At 56.5% G+C, this 18776-nt stretch carries 13 protein-coding genes, 1 tRNA gene and 1 pseudogene; 5 read left to right on the top strand and 10 right to left on the bottom strand.

From position 1 onward, the window contains the following. Nucleotides 1–278: 278 nt before the first annotated feature. Nucleotides 279–368 (top strand) — tRNA-Ser (locus ACSQ3G_RS19790). 457 nt (nt 369–825) lie between these two features. Here ACSQ3G_RS19790 and ACSQ3G_RS19785 read toward each other — a convergent pair. From ACSQ3G_RS19785 to ACSQ3G_RS19765, 5 genes and pseudogenes are all read right to left on the bottom strand, one after another. Then, on the bottom strand, nt 826–1320 hold the full coding sequence (locus ACSQ3G_RS19785; protein WP_436111252.1) for an ImmA/IrrE family metallo-endopeptidase: 495 nt from the start codon (nt 1318–1320) through the stop codon (nt 826–828). Nucleotides 1321–1477: 157 nt separating this feature from the next. Further along, nucleotides 1478–2014 carry a hypothetical protein gene (locus tag ACSQ3G_RS19780; protein WP_436111251.1) on the bottom strand — a complete coding sequence of 179 codons (537 nt, stop codon included), beginning with the start codon at nt 2012–2014 and terminating at the stop codon, nt 1478–1480. A gap of 122 nt (nt 2015–2136) precedes the next feature. Further along, nucleotides 2137–2934, bottom strand: coding sequence for a PIN-like domain-containing protein (locus tag ACSQ3G_RS19775; RefSeq protein ID WP_436111250.1), 798 nt, complete (start codon nt 2932–2934; stop codon nt 2137–2139). Continuing rightward, entirely contained in the window at nt 2927–4546 is a 1620-nt protein-coding gene (locus ACSQ3G_RS19770; RefSeq protein WP_436111249.1) for a DUF262 domain-containing protein, read from the bottom strand. The genes ACSQ3G_RS19775 and ACSQ3G_RS19770 overlap by 8 nt, the downstream gene beginning before the upstream one ends. A gap of 330 nt (nt 4547–4876) precedes the next feature. Next, nucleotides 4877–6008 (bottom strand): annotated as a pseudogene (locus ACSQ3G_RS19765) (DUF6880 family protein); the annotation flags it as partial. A 134-nt stretch (nt 6009–6142) separates the two neighbouring features. Between ACSQ3G_RS19765 and ACSQ3G_RS19760 the strand changes: the two are divergent. The 3 genes from ACSQ3G_RS19760 (at nt 6143) to ACSQ3G_RS19750 (ending at nt 9690) form a co-directional block, all read left to right on the top strand. Continuing rightward, the gene (locus ACSQ3G_RS19760; protein ID WP_436111248.1) at nt 6143–7156 is read left to right on the top strand and encodes a site-specific integrase; all 1014 of its coding nucleotides are present in this window, start codon (nt 6143–6145) and stop codon (nt 7154–7156) included. 966 nt (nt 7157–8122) lie between these two features. Continuing rightward, nucleotides 8123–9148: a hypothetical protein gene (locus tag ACSQ3G_RS19755; RefSeq protein WP_436111247.1), complete on the top strand. Its 1026-nt coding sequence runs from the start codon at nt 8123–8125 to the stop codon at nt 9146–9148. Between the two features lie 164 nt (nt 9149–9312). Beyond that, on the top strand, nt 9313–9690 hold the full coding sequence (locus ACSQ3G_RS19750) for a hypothetical protein (RefSeq protein ID WP_436111246.1): 378 nt from the start codon (nt 9313–9315) through the stop codon (nt 9688–9690). Nucleotides 9691–9838: 148 nt separating this feature from the next. Here the strand turns inward: ACSQ3G_RS19750 and ACSQ3G_RS19745 are convergent, their stop codons facing one another. Next, nucleotides 9839–10447: a recombinase family protein gene (locus tag ACSQ3G_RS19745; RefSeq protein WP_436111245.1), complete on the bottom strand. Its 609-nt coding sequence runs from the start codon at nt 10445–10447 to the stop codon at nt 9839–9841. Nucleotides 10448–10705: 258 nt separating this feature from the next. Between ACSQ3G_RS19745 and ACSQ3G_RS19740 the strand changes: the two genes are divergently transcribed. Next, complete coding sequence (locus ACSQ3G_RS19740; protein WP_436111244.1) at nt 10706–11236, top strand: hypothetical protein; 531 nt, start codon at nt 10706–10708, stop codon at nt 11234–11236. A gap of 106 nt (nt 11237–11342) precedes the next feature. Here the strand turns inward: ACSQ3G_RS19740 and ACSQ3G_RS19735 are convergent, their stop codons facing one another. Genes ACSQ3G_RS19735 through ACSQ3G_RS19720 form a run of 4 tightly spaced genes read right to left on the bottom strand, consistent with a single transcriptional unit; the run spans nt 11343 to nt 18752 of the window. Continuing rightward, nucleotides 11343–14456 carry a type I restriction endonuclease subunit R gene (locus ACSQ3G_RS19735; RefSeq protein WP_436111243.1) on the bottom strand — a complete coding sequence of 1038 codons (3114 nt, stop codon included), beginning with the start codon at nt 14454–14456 and terminating at the stop codon, nt 11343–11345. Beyond that, nucleotides 14453–14986 carry a hypothetical protein gene (locus ACSQ3G_RS19730; protein WP_436111242.1) on the bottom strand — a complete coding sequence of 178 codons (534 nt, stop codon included), beginning with the start codon at nt 14984–14986 and terminating at the stop codon, nt 14453–14455. The genes ACSQ3G_RS19735 and ACSQ3G_RS19730 overlap by 4 nt, the downstream gene beginning before the upstream one ends. Then, entirely contained in the window at nt 14983–16920 is a 1938-nt protein-coding gene (locus tag ACSQ3G_RS19725) for a restriction endonuclease subunit S (RefSeq protein ID WP_436111241.1), read from the bottom strand. The genes ACSQ3G_RS19730 and ACSQ3G_RS19725 overlap by 4 nt, the downstream gene beginning before the upstream one ends. Next, the gene (locus ACSQ3G_RS19720; RefSeq protein ID WP_436111240.1) at nt 16917–18752 is read right to left on the bottom strand and encodes a type I restriction-modification system subunit M; all 1836 of its coding nucleotides are present in this window, start codon (nt 18750–18752) and stop codon (nt 16917–16919) included. Before ACSQ3G_RS19720 ends, ACSQ3G_RS19725 begins: the two co-directional genes overlap by 4 nt. Between the last annotated feature and the right edge of the window lie 24 nt (nt 18753–18776).

The raw sequence follows: 18776 nt of genomic DNA, 5'->3' as shown, positions 1-18776 counted from the left end.
GCGGCCGTCTTTTTATCAGTCGGGCTCTAGCAGGGTTTCGAAAGAGACGATCTTCTGGAACTTGCTGCCGGTGGAATTCGCGTGGCTGTTCCAACAACCTCCACACAAACAAAGAGGCATGGATACTTTTCCACGCCTGATCGCGAGCGGACATACGCGAGCGACAAAAAACTGTCAAGACGAAAGGATGTAAAGACTTGATATTCGCCCCTTGCCAGCCCCATGTTTGCCCGCTATGAGAACGCCCGCGCTGACCAACGCGTCATCACGTCTTAAGCGGAGAGGTGGCTGAGTGGTCGAAAGCACCGCACTCGAAATGCGGCGTGCCTGCGAGGGCACCGTGGGTTCGAATCCCACCCTCTCCGCCATTATGAACCTTCGGCCGTAAGGCTTTCCTGCAACGTGTTAAATTCTTAAATCTTAGATGCAGGTCGGAGAACCGGTGAGGGCCACACTCAAGGCACTACCTACTTCAAACTGCGTCCAAAAATGAAGCCTATTGCCGTCCCCGCAAAAGCAAAGCCCCGCTCAGCTTGCTTAGCCCAAAACTCCGCCTCTGTGGCCTGGGTAGCGGCTTGGTTGAGACACCATACGGCGATCAATAGTCCGGCGCTCGCAACAATGAACGCGATAATGGTCGGGGCGCTTGTTGGGCCGCCAACAAGCCAGCCCAGCCAGCCTCGCTCCCCGTGGGCCATCTGCTCTCGGTGACGATTGGTCTCCCGGATCAGCTCAACATTGAATTGGTTTGCCGCACCTAAAGTTTCGCCCAGGTCCGGATCGCTCGGTTCAGGGTCGCTCGCAGACTGTTTAGCTTGTTCTCTCTCAGAGGCCATACTCGAATGCCAGCCTATTTTTGATAGCCGGCACGGAGACTGCAAACAGCTTCGACAAGTCCGACTCACTTAGTCTCTGATAATACTGGTCAAGGAGGGGACGTGGAACAAGTAAATGCGCGGCGAAGGCATTCGCTTCTTTTTCATGGGGATCATCGTTGTTTCGTTCAGGATCTCGCCAAAAAACCTTGTAATCATCTGAGCCTGCCCAGTCCTTATGTAGGAGAGCATGACCGAGTTCGTGAGCGATCGTGAACGTCTGGCGAAGCGGCGACTCATTCTTGTTGATGTAGATGGCTTCCTCATCCGGATCATAAAATCCTGCCACCTGGGCAAAGTCGCCGGAGAATGAGACAAATTTTACGTCGAAGCCCTGTTCACGCGCCATGGAAATAGGGTTGATCGGCGGATGAACGACTCCGGTCTCCTCGAGAAGCTCTGCGGCTTTACGCTTCACGAGACGGTAGTCAGGAATCTTCCTCATCGCCCCTCCTTCTGCGTCTAATCGTTCGAATCAAGAAAACGCAGTGACGGAGCCGCTGCGTTTCGCATGCTACATAATGAATCAGGATTCAGTTTTCCACAAGTGCGCGACGAGCAGTAGATACGATGAGGTTTTAGTCTGCAGAAGTAGCACTTGTCTAAGTGAGCGCGGGAACCCGTTTCAGCTTCTTGCCGAACCACACTATTTTCGTCGGATAGTAGAACCCAAGGTAATCTATCAGATCGGGCCAATCTGGGTGCGGACGGCGATGGTAAGGTGTCTCGTAGTCCTTCTTCCACCACCGGTTCAGAAGCGTTGCCGCAATATCTGGCGCGTTTTTGGTTTTCTTGTCATTTAGTGGCAGGTAGACAAAATATGCCATCAGCCACTCTGCATAGTCGAGGGTTGCGGGTGTTTTCTTAAGTTGCCTGCCGGAAGGTCGGGCAGTTCCTACCTCCCCTACCCAGATCTGCAAATCGTCGATTCGTCCTAGTTTATGATGCGCATTGCCGACACGTTTACTCAATGAGGTTGATATCCCGACATACTGAAGGCTGAGAGGCTCGTCGGCGTCTGTTCGGCCGATTGCCAGATACAGACCTGTTCCCATAAAGTCACCTATTGCAACGCGCGCTTCCTCGATCCCTTTATATGGCCCAAACCAGTCGACGGCGATGACTAGATGCTTTGCCAACTTAATGCCCTCATCTGCCGCACGCATGCGCGAATAGTAGATCGGCTCTTTCTCCTCCGAGAACGGTGGATTGTTCTCTCAATCGAGTGGACGTCGATACCAGCCCGACTAAAAGCCGACGCCTATCCAATCGCATCGGACAATTTGTCTAGCGTCCAAATCTCGAAATGTGCTCCAAGCACTGCGCGCAGCTCAGCCGTTAAAACAGGGTGAGCAACCTTCCCGCGGGACCAATCGAGCTTAGCATCGTGACTCAGAAGGATAACGTTGTCGAAGGACGCACCGCTTGCTTTTGCTTCACAAAGTCCCCACAGCAAATCTACCCAGACTAGAAAGTCGCCATCACCGTCATCTTTGAAGCCAGGAGGCGTCCTAGCCAGTTTCCGGCCACGCGCTATCTCAGTAAAAGGCTCTCTAGGTGCGAACGGAACCACAGCCTTTTGCACTAGACGCTCCAAAAAAGACGACGTCTTACTCATAAGCTCTGGCTCGAACATATGCTCATTTCCAAGCTTAAATGCATCCAAAGATTCCGCTACCGACTCTATTCCGAGAATTCCAGCAGAGCTATATTTTACAACATCCTTTGACAGATCATTATATTTCTTTGAGAGTGCCTTATATACGGTATCTGTCGCACTAAGTTGGTTGTTCCAAAATTCTTGGATCACTTGCCCAGGCACAACTACTGGCTTCTCATGCACGCCTGTGAGATAGTCCATTATGTCAGCGCTTTTCTTATTGGATGGGATGCGAAGGAATACGTTCGCATCCAGCACTAAGGCCGAATTAGCCAGATTTGTATCGGGCGCTGCACCTTTTACGGCCGCCGCCAAGGCCTCCAGCATCGGAATATTCTCGCGTCGATCCAAAACGCTTATGATCTTGGCGAGCGTAGTTCCGGGCGCCGCGTCAGCCATACCATACCTCAGCTGCCTTACTGGCCAGCGCAGCGCCCATTTCGCGAATCGATTCGGCATTCCATTCAGGATACATACCAAGATCTGTAACTAATTCGTTTGGTGCGGCAACAGGAAACATCTTTTGTTGAAATGTCTGCCAATCATTACCGCTATCCGCTCTAGATTCTTCTGTGCTGAGAAACGTATTACCAATAGTGTTTCCCCAGAAGGCAAGTTCTCCCTCCTCGAAATCGGGATGAAACTTCAACGATTTGGGAATGATAAAATGGGTGAAATAATAATTATCTGGCGCTATATTGTTAGAAAGAATTGTATTCCGAAGATATCCCAATACGATCTTGTTCAACGAACGCTTAGACAACCGGTCAATGAAAAAATATCTTTCTGGATTAAGGTCGTCTAGCTCAGCGAGGGCATCGAACCATTGCGATGTCTCCGCGACTCTCCGGGCGGCCTCGGCAAAGCGGCGTTCGATGTTGCCTGTCCCTAGGTTTCCAACGACTATACGTCTTACAACCAAGCGCAATAGTTGATCTAGCCCTTCGTCGGAATCTGCAACATCGGTGATTGCCATCATCAGGGGGCGCACGGTGATTATATTTAGACGATTGAGAGCTCGGAAGACTGCCAGGGCGTGCTCATCAGCTGGACCCGGCAAGCTGGGATCCACCATCTGGAGGTAAAGTGCCAGCCTCGTTTCCAACATCTCGATAAGCGCAATCGGAGAAGGAGCCATGCGTGGGCTGTGTTCATTACGCGAAGCAAGGAAAGAGAATAGGTCCTTCGGGAGGATGTGACCGCTTTGGACAGTGACCACGTGGCGGATATATTGGACAAAGCTGTTTGTCCCATCATTCTGAAAACTGTCGGCGATGCGCTTCCATCGATCATATATCTCCCCACGTTGATTGTGCGGAACCTGACTAATAATAAAGTTTTTTAGAAGATCTGCAGTGGTAAGATCTTTTCCTCTAGTATTGATAACTTCAAATACCTGGTAGGCGGACGATGGCGATGGGTGGACGAATACAGCAAAATATAGTTTGTTTGTAATGAACTCTGTCCATTTCCCCAACCGTTTAAATGGATCTGGTTTTAGGTCATCACGCAATTCTTTGATAATAAAACGGTAAGACCTGCAAATTTCAACTGAGACGGAATCTGTATTTCCAGCCGTCTGAACAGGAGTTTCGCCCGTCGTTACAATGTGCTGCAGTGTATCATTGTCCGCGCTATCCGTTAAAACCACTCGCGGATCACTTCCATCGGTATCGTAATTTATCGATGTTAGGAAATCCGCATTAAGGCGCTCAGCAAGCGCGGAGCGTCCTCTCCTTTTTGCTTCGTGGTAAAGTGCGGAGGCGAGAAGGGTTAAAGTAACGACCCGCTGCTGGCCGTCGACGATTTTTTTTCTTCCATCTTCGTCAGTGAGGATGATGAGGCCGAGAAAATAGGAATCCGAATCCAGGCTACGTTGAATGTCCTCGAAAAATTCTCTAACCTCATCTTCACCCCAGGAATACTCTCGCTGATAAGGGGGAACCTCAAACGTTGAGCCAGAGATCAGCCCTCCAGCTGTGCTCGATGAAGCATTAAGCGGTGCGTCCAACGTCGGCTCCCTTGCTAAGACCTAAACTCATGTCCGGTTTCCGATGAATTCACGCTTCAGGATTCGTTCGGCGTTGAAATCAAGGTCACCGCGTATTGCAGCTCTTTTGTCATAGGAGACCTAAGTAAGCGGCGCAAGAACCAGCTCCGGAATAGCGCCTAGCCCTTAGACGGCATCCTTGGAATTCGCCGATGACAGGGCGTCCTACGCATCTCCGACAACAGGAGATTGAGATGGCACTATCAGAAAACTCAGGGGACGCTGCCAAGCGCAGGTGCGATCATCGCTGCACCAAACTCCAAAACCCGCTTTCCGCCCATGCTCGCGTTTCAGGTGGGCTGCCCGCTTCTTGACGAGCTTTGCCGCCTCTCCGGGTGAAGTCCAGCGCAGGAAAAAGTGCAGGGCTAGGCGAAAGCCTTCTCCTCTGCCTCGATATCGTCGAAGTCGGGCAAGCGCCGCACGTAGCCGCGCAGATGATCGTCATTCAGTGATTGCTCAAAACACGTCCAACAGAATTCCTGGGCTTCCTTGCTGCGCTCCAGCGCTTCCAGTGCCTTGATGCGCGCTAGCTGCCATTCGAAGGTAACGTCCGTCCCGCCCCCGCTCTTCACCTCACCTAAGGCCTTCAGCGCCTCGTCGGCGCGTCCGGCCGAGACCAAGCGGTTGGCAATGTCAGCTGCGACCATAGGAGCGCTACGCGTTTTCTCCGGCTGTTGCGCGATATAGGCGTCCACATCGTTTTGGGCGTCAGCAATTTCCTGGAGGGCGATGCGGATGGTGAGATCCTTGCCACTTCCATAGACGTCATCCTTGTAGATCGCGCCCGCACTGCTCCAGCCAATCACCTGCCGATCTTTTTATCCGGCTTCTCTATGGGTTCTCTCGACCAGGTCACAAAAATCGTCTTTAGACGTTCCAGACCTTCGTTGCCGAATGCTGGGGCCATCGCCGTGATCAGTCTGTCAAATTGGCCGTAACCGTTGTCCTGGAACGCTTTGAGCACTTTCTCAGCCAGAACATCTGCGTCGATTTTCGCAGCCTTAGCAATAATCCCCGCGTCGGTGCCGGCCTGATGGAAGCTCTGGATCAATGAGCCGCTACCGTCGTCTGAGCGCCCGAAGAGAGGATCCGCGATCGCCAGGAACTGCCAAATCAGCTCGAAAGCCTCCACCGGATCGTCGGGAGCGATGGTTTCGACGATTTTCCTGCGCTGTGTCTCCAGGTCGGTCTTCGTCGCCTTGACCCTGCGCCAGTCAATGAAGGTCTTGGCGCGCGCGATGCTGGAAAGCCGTTTACGGACCTCTCTGGCAACCTCGGCACTACTGTGGTTCCCTGCAAGCTCCATACGAAGCCGGCGCTTATGCGCGGCACTGCCAGTGCTGACCTCGATCAGGAGTTCGGCTAGCCGCTGTGCGCCGAGAGCTTCAAGGTTCTTCGCGTTGAGGGTGGTTTTGGTTGCTATATGCCGTCGACCGTCTCTTTCGAATTATGACTAACGTAGAGGCTTGTCGGAGCCAAGGCTGGCGCGCCGGAATTGTCCTTGGCCCCCTCAACGGGGCATCCTACGCATCATCTCGATCACAAACGGAGATTGAGATGGCAACGATCAGAAAACTTAGAGGACGCTGGCAAGCACAGGTCCGTCGTCGCGGAATGAAGCCGCGAGCGAAGAGCTTCGACAGCAAAGCTGAGGCGGAGAAGTGGGCGCGAGACCTTGAGACGCAGGTCGATCGCTTTGGTATGGCGCCGGACACGAAGATCCTTGAGACTACAACGCTTGGCGAGCTTCTTGAGCGTTATCAGAACGAGGTTACGCCACTCAAGCGAGGTGCCGTTCAGGAAACGCAGCGCCTCGATGTTCTCCGGCGTCACGACCTCTCGCACCGCACGTTGATTGGTCTCAGCCAGCAAGACATCGCTTCTTTTCGTGACGAGAGGCTTCAATCTGTAGCTCCATCTACCGCCGTCCGCGAGATGGCGATCCTCAGCCACACAATTGAGGTCGCGATACGAGATTGGGGTATGCCGCTCGCGAAGAACGTTGTTAAATTGGTGCGCCGCCCGGTGATCCGAAACGAGCGCAGTCGACGCCTAACTGGTGACGAGGAGCAGCGCCTGCTCGATGGTTGCGACGCTGGGAAGATCCCATTTTTCCGGACGATCGTGATCATTGCGATCGAGACTGGGATGCGCCGTGGAGAGATCCTTGGGCTGGAATGGCCCGACATCTCGCATAACCGGCGCGTAATCACGCTGACGATGACAAAGAACGGATCGGGGAGGGAAGTGCCACTCTCTCAGCGAGCGTTCGACGCGCTGATGCTGTGGAAGGATCTGTCTGACGTAGATGGATCTATTGTATTTCCCATGAGCCCTGGCGCCTTGGAGCAAACGTGGCGCCGCCTATTGGTCCGGGCCGGCATCAAGAACCTCCGTTTCCATGACCTTCGTCACGAGGGTGTCAGTCGGCTTTTCGAGAGGGGGCTCAACATGATCGAAGTGAGCAGCATCTCCGGGCATAAAGAGCTGCGCATGCTAAAGCGTTACACGCATCTATCCGCTGATGATCTGGTCGCTCGCCTGAGTGAGCCCTCACAAGCACACGCATAAGGACGTTGCCAAAAGTTGTCGCCTCAACGCATACGTGCTGAGAGGTGACAACTTCAGCTCCAGGACGGTATCAAAATGCCAACGTCTCTTTCCATTTTCGATATGAAAATCACTCGTTCGCTACGCTAAGTTGACAGAGCTTTACGTTTCGTTGGCACTTTTTGCTGATTTCGACCTTTTTCGCCAAAGTGCCAACGTCAGGTATCTCTAATATAGGTGGGCTTGAGAGCGTTCTCGTGGATGTAGATCCAGTAGAGCTGCAATCTCCATCGATAGCGAGACACCACTGATCACCGGTTTGGTTGATCAGCCGCGGAAGCCTTGTGTGGCAGTGGCAAAAACATTTCCTACCTGATGCCATAGAGGGTCGCCCGCACCAGTCAGAAGAGGGAGGTCAGCTTGTTCTATGAAGAGCTGGTCATCATCGAAGCCCGTGCCGTCAGCTCATGTTGCACCTTGATGCTGGCTCTGGAGGTCCTGGGGTTCGGCGGCTCCGCATGGTTCATTTACTCCCGGCCGCCGCGATCCTCCTATGCCGCTCTCACGGCTAACCAATGGTGACCGCTCCACCCACAAAAGACGAAGTCCTAGAAGCCGTCAACGAGCTCGATGGGGATGGGTTGGGTGTCCACCGACGTCCGGGGACGGATCCTCCCATGTCGTTCAGGGTGGATATTAGCGCTCGTAGGCGAGCTCAGCGCACTGGCGCGTTAAGGTTCCGCTGATCTTCATTGGCGCGAGCCAGTGATGAACCTGGAGCGATCATGAGCGATCATGAATCGTCTGCATCACAGAAACTTTGGGTTATAAAGCAAACAAGACATGGGCGCGACAGAGGGCTTTAGGCGGCCTGATCGTCATCCGCTCATGACTTGCGTCATCTCAGCATCGATGTCGCTATAAACAAACAAGCAGCGCTGCGAACCCAATTTGGCAATGGATACCTACGTATCCAAAGGAGAACCTGTGACCGAAGATCGTCTTCTGTTTGAAAATCGTGTTCGCGACGGTATCACTGCATTGAGGCTTGTAATGCCCGACGTCCTCAGCCGGGAACGTGAGCGCGCTCATACGAAGTGGTATGAATATCGCTTCATGTCGCCGCTTGAGGCGACTAAGCTCTTTGCGGATTTATATCGGACTGCGTTTAAGCGGTATGTGCGCACCCATCGTGACGTTGGTGACGCCGAGGCGGCCAATGGACTCGGGACCAGGATTTTTGGTGAGGCGCACGGCTCTCTCACCGAGCTCTGGAACGCGAGGCAGCGCGCCGACGAACTTGGCCTGCCTTACAATCTGCTCATGGACTTCAGCTTCGACTTTGCAGGGCGGCGCAAGAGGAAGCGCGCACCTCGCCCTGGCCAGTTGTTCGACAGCGGTGATGCTGAAATTGCGTGGCCCCTCAGCCTTGAGAAGTGGATTGTGGATCCGCTGTATCTTGAGGTTCAGCGTCTCAGCATGCCGCAGTATCGGAATGAGAACTACCGCTCTCTTCCCGTCCAGATGGAATTTCACGACTACATTCTTGAGAGCATTGAGGAGAGGGGCGGCGCCTGGGGTCCGAAGTTGGCCCATCACTGCCTGACCCGTCGCCATCTTCCCCTCAGCAAGGCAATCAAGATCGTGCCGAAGGGCGCGCGGGAATATGCAGTTCGCCATCTCCGTGGCGAGCTGGAGCTCATCACTGAACAGGGCAGGGATACTGAACGCTTGCCGGACCTCTCATTTGCGCCTGCATGCTTCGGTCTTCCCTTTGCAGTGCAGGGAGCTTCCCTTGAATGTTTGGCATGCCCCTTGGCAAGCAGTTGCTCCCAGGCAGTGCGTGCTGTGTCCGAACATATGCACGATCGCCACGGCGTTCTTTCCTCGCTGGAACATGGCCGGAAGATGAACACGAGGGAGAAGACCAAGTTGCGCGTCAGGAATCATCGCAAGAGGAAGAAGGGTTTGCTTGCCGAGGCTTCCCCGCAGCCGGAGATGTTGTCGATGTAACGCTGAACCGAATACCTATCTTCTTCGAAGATATATAAACATAGCTTCAACGTTACATCTCCTACTCCGGGAAACGTTGAGGCTCCTCCCATAGACTTAGACCGCTAATACCACGCCGCCTTCCGGCGGCGTGGACGATGACCTGCGACCAAAAGGAAATTACTATGAAGAATGCAATGTTGGATCTGCGTCGGTTCTTCCGGAACAGGTTTGAGCGCCTCGTCAACCACAATGATGCGGATGGCTCCGGCGTCGGTGATGGTTCCGCCATCGGATTGCGTGAGCTGTGCGCAATCTTGGCTGCTGACGATGAGCAGTTTCCCCGGCACTATGATCGGCACCTTCGGTGGATTTGCGGAGCAGAGTCGATGACTTGGTTCCGTGACGAGCGCAGCTATGGGGATGTAGCTCGTCTTGTCGGCAGGTATGTCGAAGCCCGCGACCAGGGCGAGCGGCGGCCCGATAGTGGCTGGGTGCGTGAGATCCTCTACGGTGCCGGCCTCCCGGAGATCGCGGAGCATGCAGTAACGGAGGTGGCGTGACCGTGCTTAGTGAAGAATTAAAGGTCCGCATCCAGGCGGCACGCGAGCGTGCGCATGATCGGGAACTCAACTTTAAGCGTATGCTGCCGGCAATGAGGTGCCGCTGCGAAGGTAGCTCGAAGCCTCGGATCCGCGTGAAGGCGGCGTCCTACAGGTGGGGCGTTCCGGAAACCTCCGGGACCTCAGCAGGCATCGAGTAGCCGCGCTGTTTCAGTCCCCGCACGAGAGTGCGGGGATGGACATTGTAGCGCGCGGCGAGAGCTCCGACCGATACCTTGCCCAGCTCTATTAGATTCCTTACCTCTGCAATTTGTTCGGGCGTAAGTGCCGGTCGTCGACCGATCAAGCTTCCCCTTGAGCGAGCGGCAGACATTCCTGCCTTGGTGCGCTCGCTGATGATGGATCGCTCGAACTCCGCCATCGCCCCCATAATGTGGAACGTCAGCCTACCGCCAGAGGTGGAGGTGTCTATTGCTTCGTTGAATGAACGGAACTCGACACCTCTTGTCCCGAGATCATTGATGACGCGGATCAGGTCGATCAGAGATCTGCCCAACCGGTCGAGGCGCCATACCACCAGCATATCTCCCTTACTGACGGAGGCCAGGGCATCGGCAAGGCCGGGGCGATCGAACGTCACACCAGAAATTCCCTGGTCGGTGAAAACGAGGTCACAGGAGATCGAATGTAGCGCTGCGAGCTGCAGGTCTAAATGTTGTTCATTTGTGGATACGCGGGCATAGCCGATCTTCCGCATCGCTGACCTGAAATCCTCGTCTGGTTTCCGGCCATGATACCCGGTAACCCATTGACTTAAAGGAACCTTTTTGTCCGGCGTGGGATTATATGTGAGCCGTCTTGCCCGCTTGTAAGAAAACAATGGATTACGGCGGCGAAGAAAGTCTTATTTGAGCTATGGGACAAAGGTTCCCTTTTGTCGGCTCGATTTCCTGGATTTCGCATGAGATTTCACGCTGCGCTTTTCGCCTTCGCAATCGCCTCAAGCGCTCCCGCCGTGGTTCGCGCGCAAGAAGCGAGCGCCTACCTTTTCCTCGACGAGGATACGGCGGAGACGAAGATCGATGGTCTCAATGTCACATTGCGAGCCGAACTGACTGACAAGGATCTGACGGCGCGCGAATTCATGCGCACGCCGCGCGTTTGGCTGACGTGTTTCGACGGCGGTCGTCAGGTCATGTCGATCGACACTGCCGATGATCTCGACCCATGGCCTTCAGTCGCCGACACTCATGATGTCGTTGCGGATGCAAATCTTGTTTCTCAGACGGGGTTTTTCCCGGAGCTTCGCACCAAGCTAAGCGCTTCGCGCGCTACCCACCTCATGACCATTAGTGTCGACGTCACCGGCCGTGCGGAAGATGTCGCGCGCTCGTGGATGCAGGGTTTCCCTATCAAGATAAAGGCGTCGCCAGGTGGAGGATTGAAGGATCTCGACTTAGTCATCTTTCCCGAAGCCAGGAGCCCTGCGTTCCGGACGGAAGCTGCAGCCCTAGTTCGGGGTTGTGAAGTCTTGGCCGGACACTAGGCGCCTCGCAATCCCGGTGCCAGGGCGACTCACCCGCGCGTTTGGCACATCGAAAGCTGCGAAGCAGTGTCCATAAGCACCACGCCAGCCCGTCAGCTCCTACGAGTCAAGGCGGGCTTGTTGACCTGGAGCGTAGCGCTTCATAAAGACCGGCAGGTCCCAGCAAGACATCCTTCAAGCCGTCGCGCACCTTTTGGGAGTCCAGTGCCTGCTTGCTAAGGGAGGTATGGGCTTCAAAGGCGTCGATGATGGCGTTCATCAGTTCGGCCGTCAGGGTCGGCGAGTTGTCGAATTGCGCCTTGGTGTTGCTCGCCGCCTGCGTCACCAGGACCTCGGACTCGAGCATCTTGTCCCGCAGCGTCGTCACGTAGCTCAGTTGGTCGCCGTCGGTGGTGTCGCCGCCGAAGAGGTCGTTCACCCGCGCGATGATCTCGGTGAGGAGCGCCTTCTCTTTCTCCTGCACCGAGCCCGACCCCATCCCGGTCATGGGCGTCAGCTTTGTCTCGTCGCGCCCCGAAACGTCGAGGCGGCGCTGGCCTTCGTTCTTGAGGTTGTGGTGGGTCAGCGTCACCTTCGAGAGGTCGACGCCGTCACGCTCTCGGCCGAACTCAAGGAGCGGGACGAGGCGCTTGTAAAACAGGAACCGCTTCTCGACGGCCGTGTTCGCGTAGTCGAAGATCTGGGATAGGAAGCTGTAGGCGCTCTGGTAAGCGACCATATCGGCCCTGAACAGCAGGAGCGCGTCGAGCTCGTCCTTCGCATTACCGGCGCCAATTCCCTCCTCATGCTCGGTGTCGCGCATTAGGCGCTCTTGCGCGCCCTTGAAGCGCTTGAGCAAGCGATCTGCCACCGGCTCAATCGCCGCGATCAGGTCGCCCTGCCTGGCCTTAGGGTCAGTCTCGACAGCGACAACGCGGTCAACCTCGAACTCGTCATAGTGCCCGCTGGCATCGAGCTTGGCCTTGAGATCAAGAACGATGTTCGGGTCCGTCACGCCATCGAGCTCCGCGGTGTCGTAGTAGGTGCGGAAAGCGGTCAGGACCTCCTCGGAGGAGTTCACGAAGTCGAGGACGTAGGTGGTGTCTTTGCCAGGGTATGCGCGGTTGAGGCGCGAGAGGGTCTGGACCGCCTGTATGCCTGCAAGACGCCGGTCGACATACATTCCGCAGAGTAGGGGCTGGTCAAAACCGGTCTGGAACTTGTTCGCGACCAGCAGCAGGTGGAAGTCCACGCCGACGAAGGCTTCACGGATGTCCCGCCCCTTGAGGCCTGGGTTCAGCGTAGCACTCGCCTCAGTGAACGGTTCCTCGCTAGACACCGGGTCACCCACCTCGCCTGAGAAAGCCGCTAGCGTGCCGAGTCGATAGCCCTTCGATTTGATGTAGCTGTCAATCGCAAGCTTCCAGCGCACCGCCTCGACACGGCTTCCCAGCACGACCATTGCCTTAGCCTTGCCCTCGAGCAACGGCTGGACGTTCTCGCGATAGTGCTCGACAACGATCTCAACCTTTTTGGCGATGTTGTAGGGGTGGAGCCGCACCCAGCGCATGATCCCTTTCAGCGCGGCGTTGCGTTCGACCTCCTGCTGCTCCCAATCCTGCCCATCGTTCGCGAGCCGGAACGCCAGCTTGTAGGGTGTGTAGTTTTTCAGCACGTCGAGGATGAACCCTTCCTCAATCGCTTGGCGCATGCTGTAGACGTGGAATGCTGCCGGCAGGTTTCCCGGGCCAGGCGGCTGATCAGGGTTCGGCCGGCGCCCAAATAGTTCGAGCGTCTTGGCCTTCGGGGTCGCGGTGAAGGCGATGTAGGTGACGCCACTCTCGCCGGCGCGCGCAACCATCTGGGCGGCGAGAATGTCCTCGGCGCTCGACTCGCCGCCATCTTCCAGATCGGCAATCTCCTGCGGCGACAACAGCTGTTTGAGCTTCTTCGCAGCTTCCCCTGTCTGTGAGCTATGCGCCTCGTCGGCAATTACCGCAAACCGCTTGTCTTCCGTTGCCGCGAGTTCGCGCACAGCGTCGAGCGCGAAGGGAAACGTCTGGATCGTGCACACGATGATCTTCTTGCCCTGTGCAAGCGCCTCGGCAAGCTGGCCGCTCTTAGCACCTCCCTCGCTGCGTATGGTCGCCACGACGCCGGTAGTGCGCTCGAATCCAAACAGCGCATCTTGCAGCTGGGAGTCGATGACGTTCCGATCCGAGACGACGATCACCGTCGAGAACAGCTTCGTGTCCGTCTCATCGTGCAGGTCGGCGAAAAAGTGCGCGGCCCACGCGATCGAGTTCGTCTTGCCGGAGCCCGCCGAGTGCTGGATCAGGTATTTTCCGCCCGGTCCCTCGGCCCGCACCGCCGCCGCGAGCTTCCGAGTCGCGTCGAGCTGGTGATAGCGCGGGAAGATCAGGCCGGTTATCGCGTTCTTGGCGTTCCGCTGGGCGACAACGTAGCGACCGACAATCTCGAGCAAGCTCTCACGCTCAAGAACCTTCTCCCACAGATAGGCGGTTCGATGCCCATTCTGGTTCGTCGGATTTCCTGCGCCGCCATGGTCGCCCTTGTTAAAGGGCAGGAAGCGCGTCGCAGGACCAGCTAGTCTGGTCGTCATGTGCACTTCGCTGTTGCTTACCGCGAAGTGCACTAGCGCGCCACCTGGGAATGACAACAAAGGTTCGCGCGACTGGCCTTTAGGCTGAGGCAGCCGGTCAAAGCGATACTGGTCGATGGCATCTGCGATCGACTGAGTGAAGTCGGTCTTCAGCTCGAGGGTCGCAACCGGAACGCCGTTTAGGAAAAGCGCGATGTCGATCGAGTTCTCGTTCGCCAACGAGTAGCGGAGCTGCCGCACGACGCGCAGACGGTTTGCCTGATAGGTGGCGATGATATCGGTGTTCATTTCAAAGGCCGGGCGGAATTGCGCGAGCTCGATACGGCCCTTCACACCCAACATGTCGACGCCGTGGCGGATGACGTCGAGAGCGCCACGAGCGTCGATCTGCTTTCGGACACGGTCGAGCAGCGCCGCCGCGGGGTCTGCGCCATGGCTGCGGCTGAGGGCTTCCCACGCCTTCGGCTGGGTCCGTTGCACCCACGCGACAAGATCGGTCGGAAACAGCGCGCGCTGGCGGTCATAATGCGCGGCGGCACCCGGCTCGTAGATCCAGCCATACGCGGCAAGATGCGCGCAGATCTCGTCCTCGAAGCTGATCTCTTTGTGCAGGCTCACTTGGTCCTCGCCTTTAATCCCAGCTCTGCAAATCCGACGGCGGCATCAGCCTTCATTGTGAAGCGGCTGGTCCCGCGCTCGATGTCAGCGAGGATGCCGCAGTAGAACAGCGCGTCGCGCGTCTCTGATCTCTCCGCCGGCCAAAGATCTGATTGCCGATCTTTGCAGAGATTTCCGAAGTGCATCTGCCATATCATGCTGCCGGGGTGACCGTAGGCGCTGCTCAACTCGGTCGAGGTGGCGCCAGGGTTGTCCAGCAGGGCTTGGACGAGCTTGCGTTGGTTTTCCGTCAGTGGCGCGGCCGTGAACGCTTCAACTATCCGCTGTGCCATAGCCAGGCTTCGTATTCGCTCAGAATGAGCGGCGCTAGTGGAGGCTTCATGATCGTCGATTGCAGCTACGAGACGGTTCGCTGCGTCCTTCTGCTCCCCAGTGCCGCTTTCCAGAAGTTTGACCGCCCTAGCTCTGATGAGAGCCCGATCGGCACGAGACTGGCCTGGAATAGAGGCGATCAGCTTGTCGATGTTCATGCGAATAGCCTGCCTGTGGTTGTCTTCGGCCCAGTGCCTCTTGGCACTAGATCGTGGCGACGCATCCAGTCGAGCCAGATTTGCAGCTCGTTGACGTTGAACTTCCTAGCCTTCTCGGGGTGCCAATTGGAGAGAACGGCGAGCTTAATCTCCATGTCCGCGGGCGTCTCGCCATCAATCAGCGCGTCGTTCCACACGGCGAAGAGCGTGGCCACCGCCTCGGCGCCCTTGGTGTCGATCGTGCCGATGTCCTCGACCAGCTTGTCGAACTTGGCACAACGGTCGCCGAGCAGCCCGTGGAGATCCTGACGATGGGCTCCGCGATGGCCTGCTAGCCGATATGTCACCGCCGAGCCGGTCCCGTCGGGTTGTTCGATCTTAACGCCGCCGAGCGCGCCTGCCTCGCGCTCCATCTCTCGGATCATCTCCCGATCGAGCGGGCCGGCGGCTTCACGCAGGTAGGCGCCCTCGAGCTCGGTGACGCCGACGTGGGCTTCGGCGAGATAAGCAATCTTCTGCAGCTTCACTCGGCCAAAGGTCGCCTGATGCGCCGAACGCTCGATGATCTCGGAAGCGATCAATCCGCGCGTATACGCACGATTGACGGGGAAGGACAGCGCCTTGGAGGTGTTCCGCACATTGATCTTCCCGGTCACGGCTGCAGAAATTAAACCAGCGCGTCGTTCTGCCAAAAGAGATATCGCTGATGATGCTTCGCTTATTAATAAGTCGAACCGATCGGTTGCGCTGTCGAGATAAGAGGCAATGATCTTTTGCTCTGAAATGGGCGGAAACACACCTATGACTCGAAGAAGGTTCTGTATTGACAGTCGCGGAAGACCCGCTCCCTTCACAAATGACTCTACTTGCCCTCGTATGGAGCTCGACTGGCAAAGATAGTGCAAATATCGTGCATCAAGCTGATCGTGCGACGGCGATATAATGATAAGAGAGGACGCAACTACAAAGCTTCTCTCGGTCTCAACAACAACGGTCCTGCCCACAGTTCCGTCCTTGCTAAAAAGAACGTCGCCGCGGGATGGCTGGCAGCCGGTTTGAACCAAATAAGCAAAACTGTCCTCAGACGTAAGAAGACAATTTTCGAAGTCTATATCACCTTCTATTAGGTCTTTTGTCGAGATGAATGGATGAACGCCATCGTCAATCTCTGGGGAAATATGCGCGCCGTCTGTAACCCTGTGACAATAGTGTTTGATGCCTGCCACTTGCCAATGTCTCGGGATCTCACCAAACCAGTCGGTCCCGCTGTTCTTCGTTGGTGTGTCGGGGATCAAGCCCTTACTGACGGCGTGAGAAATGACGGCCTGCCGCTTCTCCTTAAGCAGAGTGATCAGTCGCCGCTGCTCCTCCACCAGGGCGTCGATCTTGGCCGTCTCGCGGCTGAGGAAGTTGATAATTTCTAGTTGCTCGCGCAACGGAGGAAGCGCGATCCGCATGTCCTTGAACTCGTCCCAGTAAAGGCGAAGGCGGAAGTCGGTCACCCCTTTCGAGCGACGCCGCATTTCCTCGATCGCACCAGTGGTCCTAAGCATCAGTTCTATTAAGCCTGATGGCGCATCGTGTCTTGGTCTTGCGACCACGTAGGCTGGGCTGACCATGCCTAAAACCTTCACTGAGCCGAAGCCTCCTTGCCATGCTCTCATCATGTTGTAGACAAGGTCGTTCGGCCTTACCTGCTTATATTTCGAGCGATCGTCGCTCCGATTGACCTTCCGACCTCCATCGTCCGGTTCAGCTTCACCATCGGAGACGCCATCGTGGATGGATACGCTTAGGATTGGCAACTCGTCGTGCCCAGGTTGGACAACCTCGCGATAGAGCTCGCTGATCCTGTGAACCGACCAGTGTGTGGGCACCTCGCCCAGCCACTCAACGCCACTGTCCCTGTAGGTCGGGTATGCGGGGAAGCTCATGCCGCCAGCCCTTCGAGCATAGCCTTAATACGCGTTGTTACGGCGTCGAGGTCGGCGTCGATATCGGCGAGCGGCCGCGGCGGCTCGAATACGTAGAAGTGCTGCGAGAACGGGATCTCGTAGCCGGTCTTCGTCTTGTCGTGATCGACCCAGGCGTCGATCGCGTGCGGCAGCACCTCGCGCTTGAAGTAGGCCTCGATCTCCTCGTCGAGCGGCACGTTTTCGGTGTCGCGCAGGCTCGAATCCGCCTGGGGCTTGCCCTTCGCCTTGCCCCGCTGGCCAATCAGGGGCTTGCCAGCCTCGTCGAGCAGCGGCCGCTCAATTGTGATAGTGCGATAGCCGAACGCGCTGTTTGGCAAAATGCGGGAGAGCGGTGCAAACTTGATCTTACCGCCTTCGGGCACCGGGGGTTCAGCTTGGCCCTCGATCACGACCTCGCGGCCGACCTCCTTACCATCCGCGTTTGACAGGGTCGCTAGCCGCGCCTCGACGAACCCTCCGAACAGCCGCGTCACGGTGTCGATGTGCTCAACCGACATCTCCTTGCGCTTCGAGCCGAGGGACTTGCGCATCTTGCGCCAAAAAGAGCTGGCATCGATCAGCTGGACCTTACCGCGGCGCGCCTCGGGCTTCTTGTTACTAAGAATCCAGACATAGGTGGAGATGCCCGTGTTGTAGAACATGTCGGTAGGCAGAGCGACGATCGCCTCGACCAAGTCGTTCTCGAGAACATATTTGCGGATCTCGCTCTCGCCGCTGCCGGCGCCGCCGGTGAACAGCGGGGAGCCATTAAGCACGATACCGAAGCGGCAACCGCCTTCATCCCGCAGGCGCATCTTCGAGATTAGATGCATGAGGAACAGCAGCGAACCGTCCGACACGCGCGGCAGGCCGGGGCCAAAGCGCCCATCGAAGCCTCGCTGCTCGTGCTCGGCGCGGACCTGCTTCTCCACCTTCTTCCATTCGACGCCGAACGGCGGGTTCGAGAGCATGTAGTCGAAACGGCGCCCGTGGTGGCCGTCCTCCGACAGGGTGTTTCCCGGCGCGATGTTGGCGATATCCTGCCCTTTGATGAGCATGTCCGCCTTGCAGATTGCGTAGGACTCCGGGTTCAGCTCTTGACCGAACATGGTCAAGTGGCCTTGCGGATTGTGCTCAGCGAGATACTCGCCTGCGATCGACAGCATGCCGCCGGTGCCGGCGGTTGGATCATAGATGGTGCGGACGACGCCCGGCTTGGTCAGAGCCTCGTCATCCTCGACGAACAGCAGGTTGACCATGAGCCGGATCACCTCGCGAGGAGTGAAGTGCTCACCAGCTGTCTCGTTCGAGACTTCCGCGAACTTGCGAATCAGCTCCTCGAACGCGAGCCCCATCGCGGTGTTGTCGACCTTCTCGGGGTGGAGGTCGATGCGCGTGAACTTCTCGGTCACCTGGTAGAGCAGCCCGGTCTTGGCGAGCCGGTCGATCTGAGTGTGGAAGTCGAACTGCTCGAATATGTCGCGCACCGCCGGCGAAAAGCCCTCGACGTAGCGGCTGAGGTTGGCGCGGATGTTGTCCTGATCGCCCATCAGCTTGGGAAGGTCGAGTGGATCGGCGTTATAGAAGTTGACCCCAGCTGCTCGTAGCAAAAATGGCTCGGGGTTTATGCCGAGTGCTCCCTTTGCTTGCAGTTCTGCAAGCACCGCAGTCTTTGTTGGCGCGAGCACACAATCAAGCCGCCGGAGAACCGTGAATGGTAGGATCACCCGACCATATTCAGATTGTTTGTAGTCGCCTCTCAGCAGGTCAGCGACGGACCAAATGAAAGATGCAAGTGCTTGATGGTTCATGCAAAATCTAACTATATAAATTAC

Source organism: Neorhizobium tomejilense (assembly GCF_964254135.1).
In the GTDB taxonomy this organism is placed as follows: Bacteria; Pseudomonadota; Alphaproteobacteria; order Rhizobiales; family Rhizobiaceae; genus Neorhizobium; species Neorhizobium tomejilense.
The sequence above is the reverse complement of the archived record's forward strand: the minus strand, read 5'-3'. Positions and strand labels throughout refer to the sequence as shown.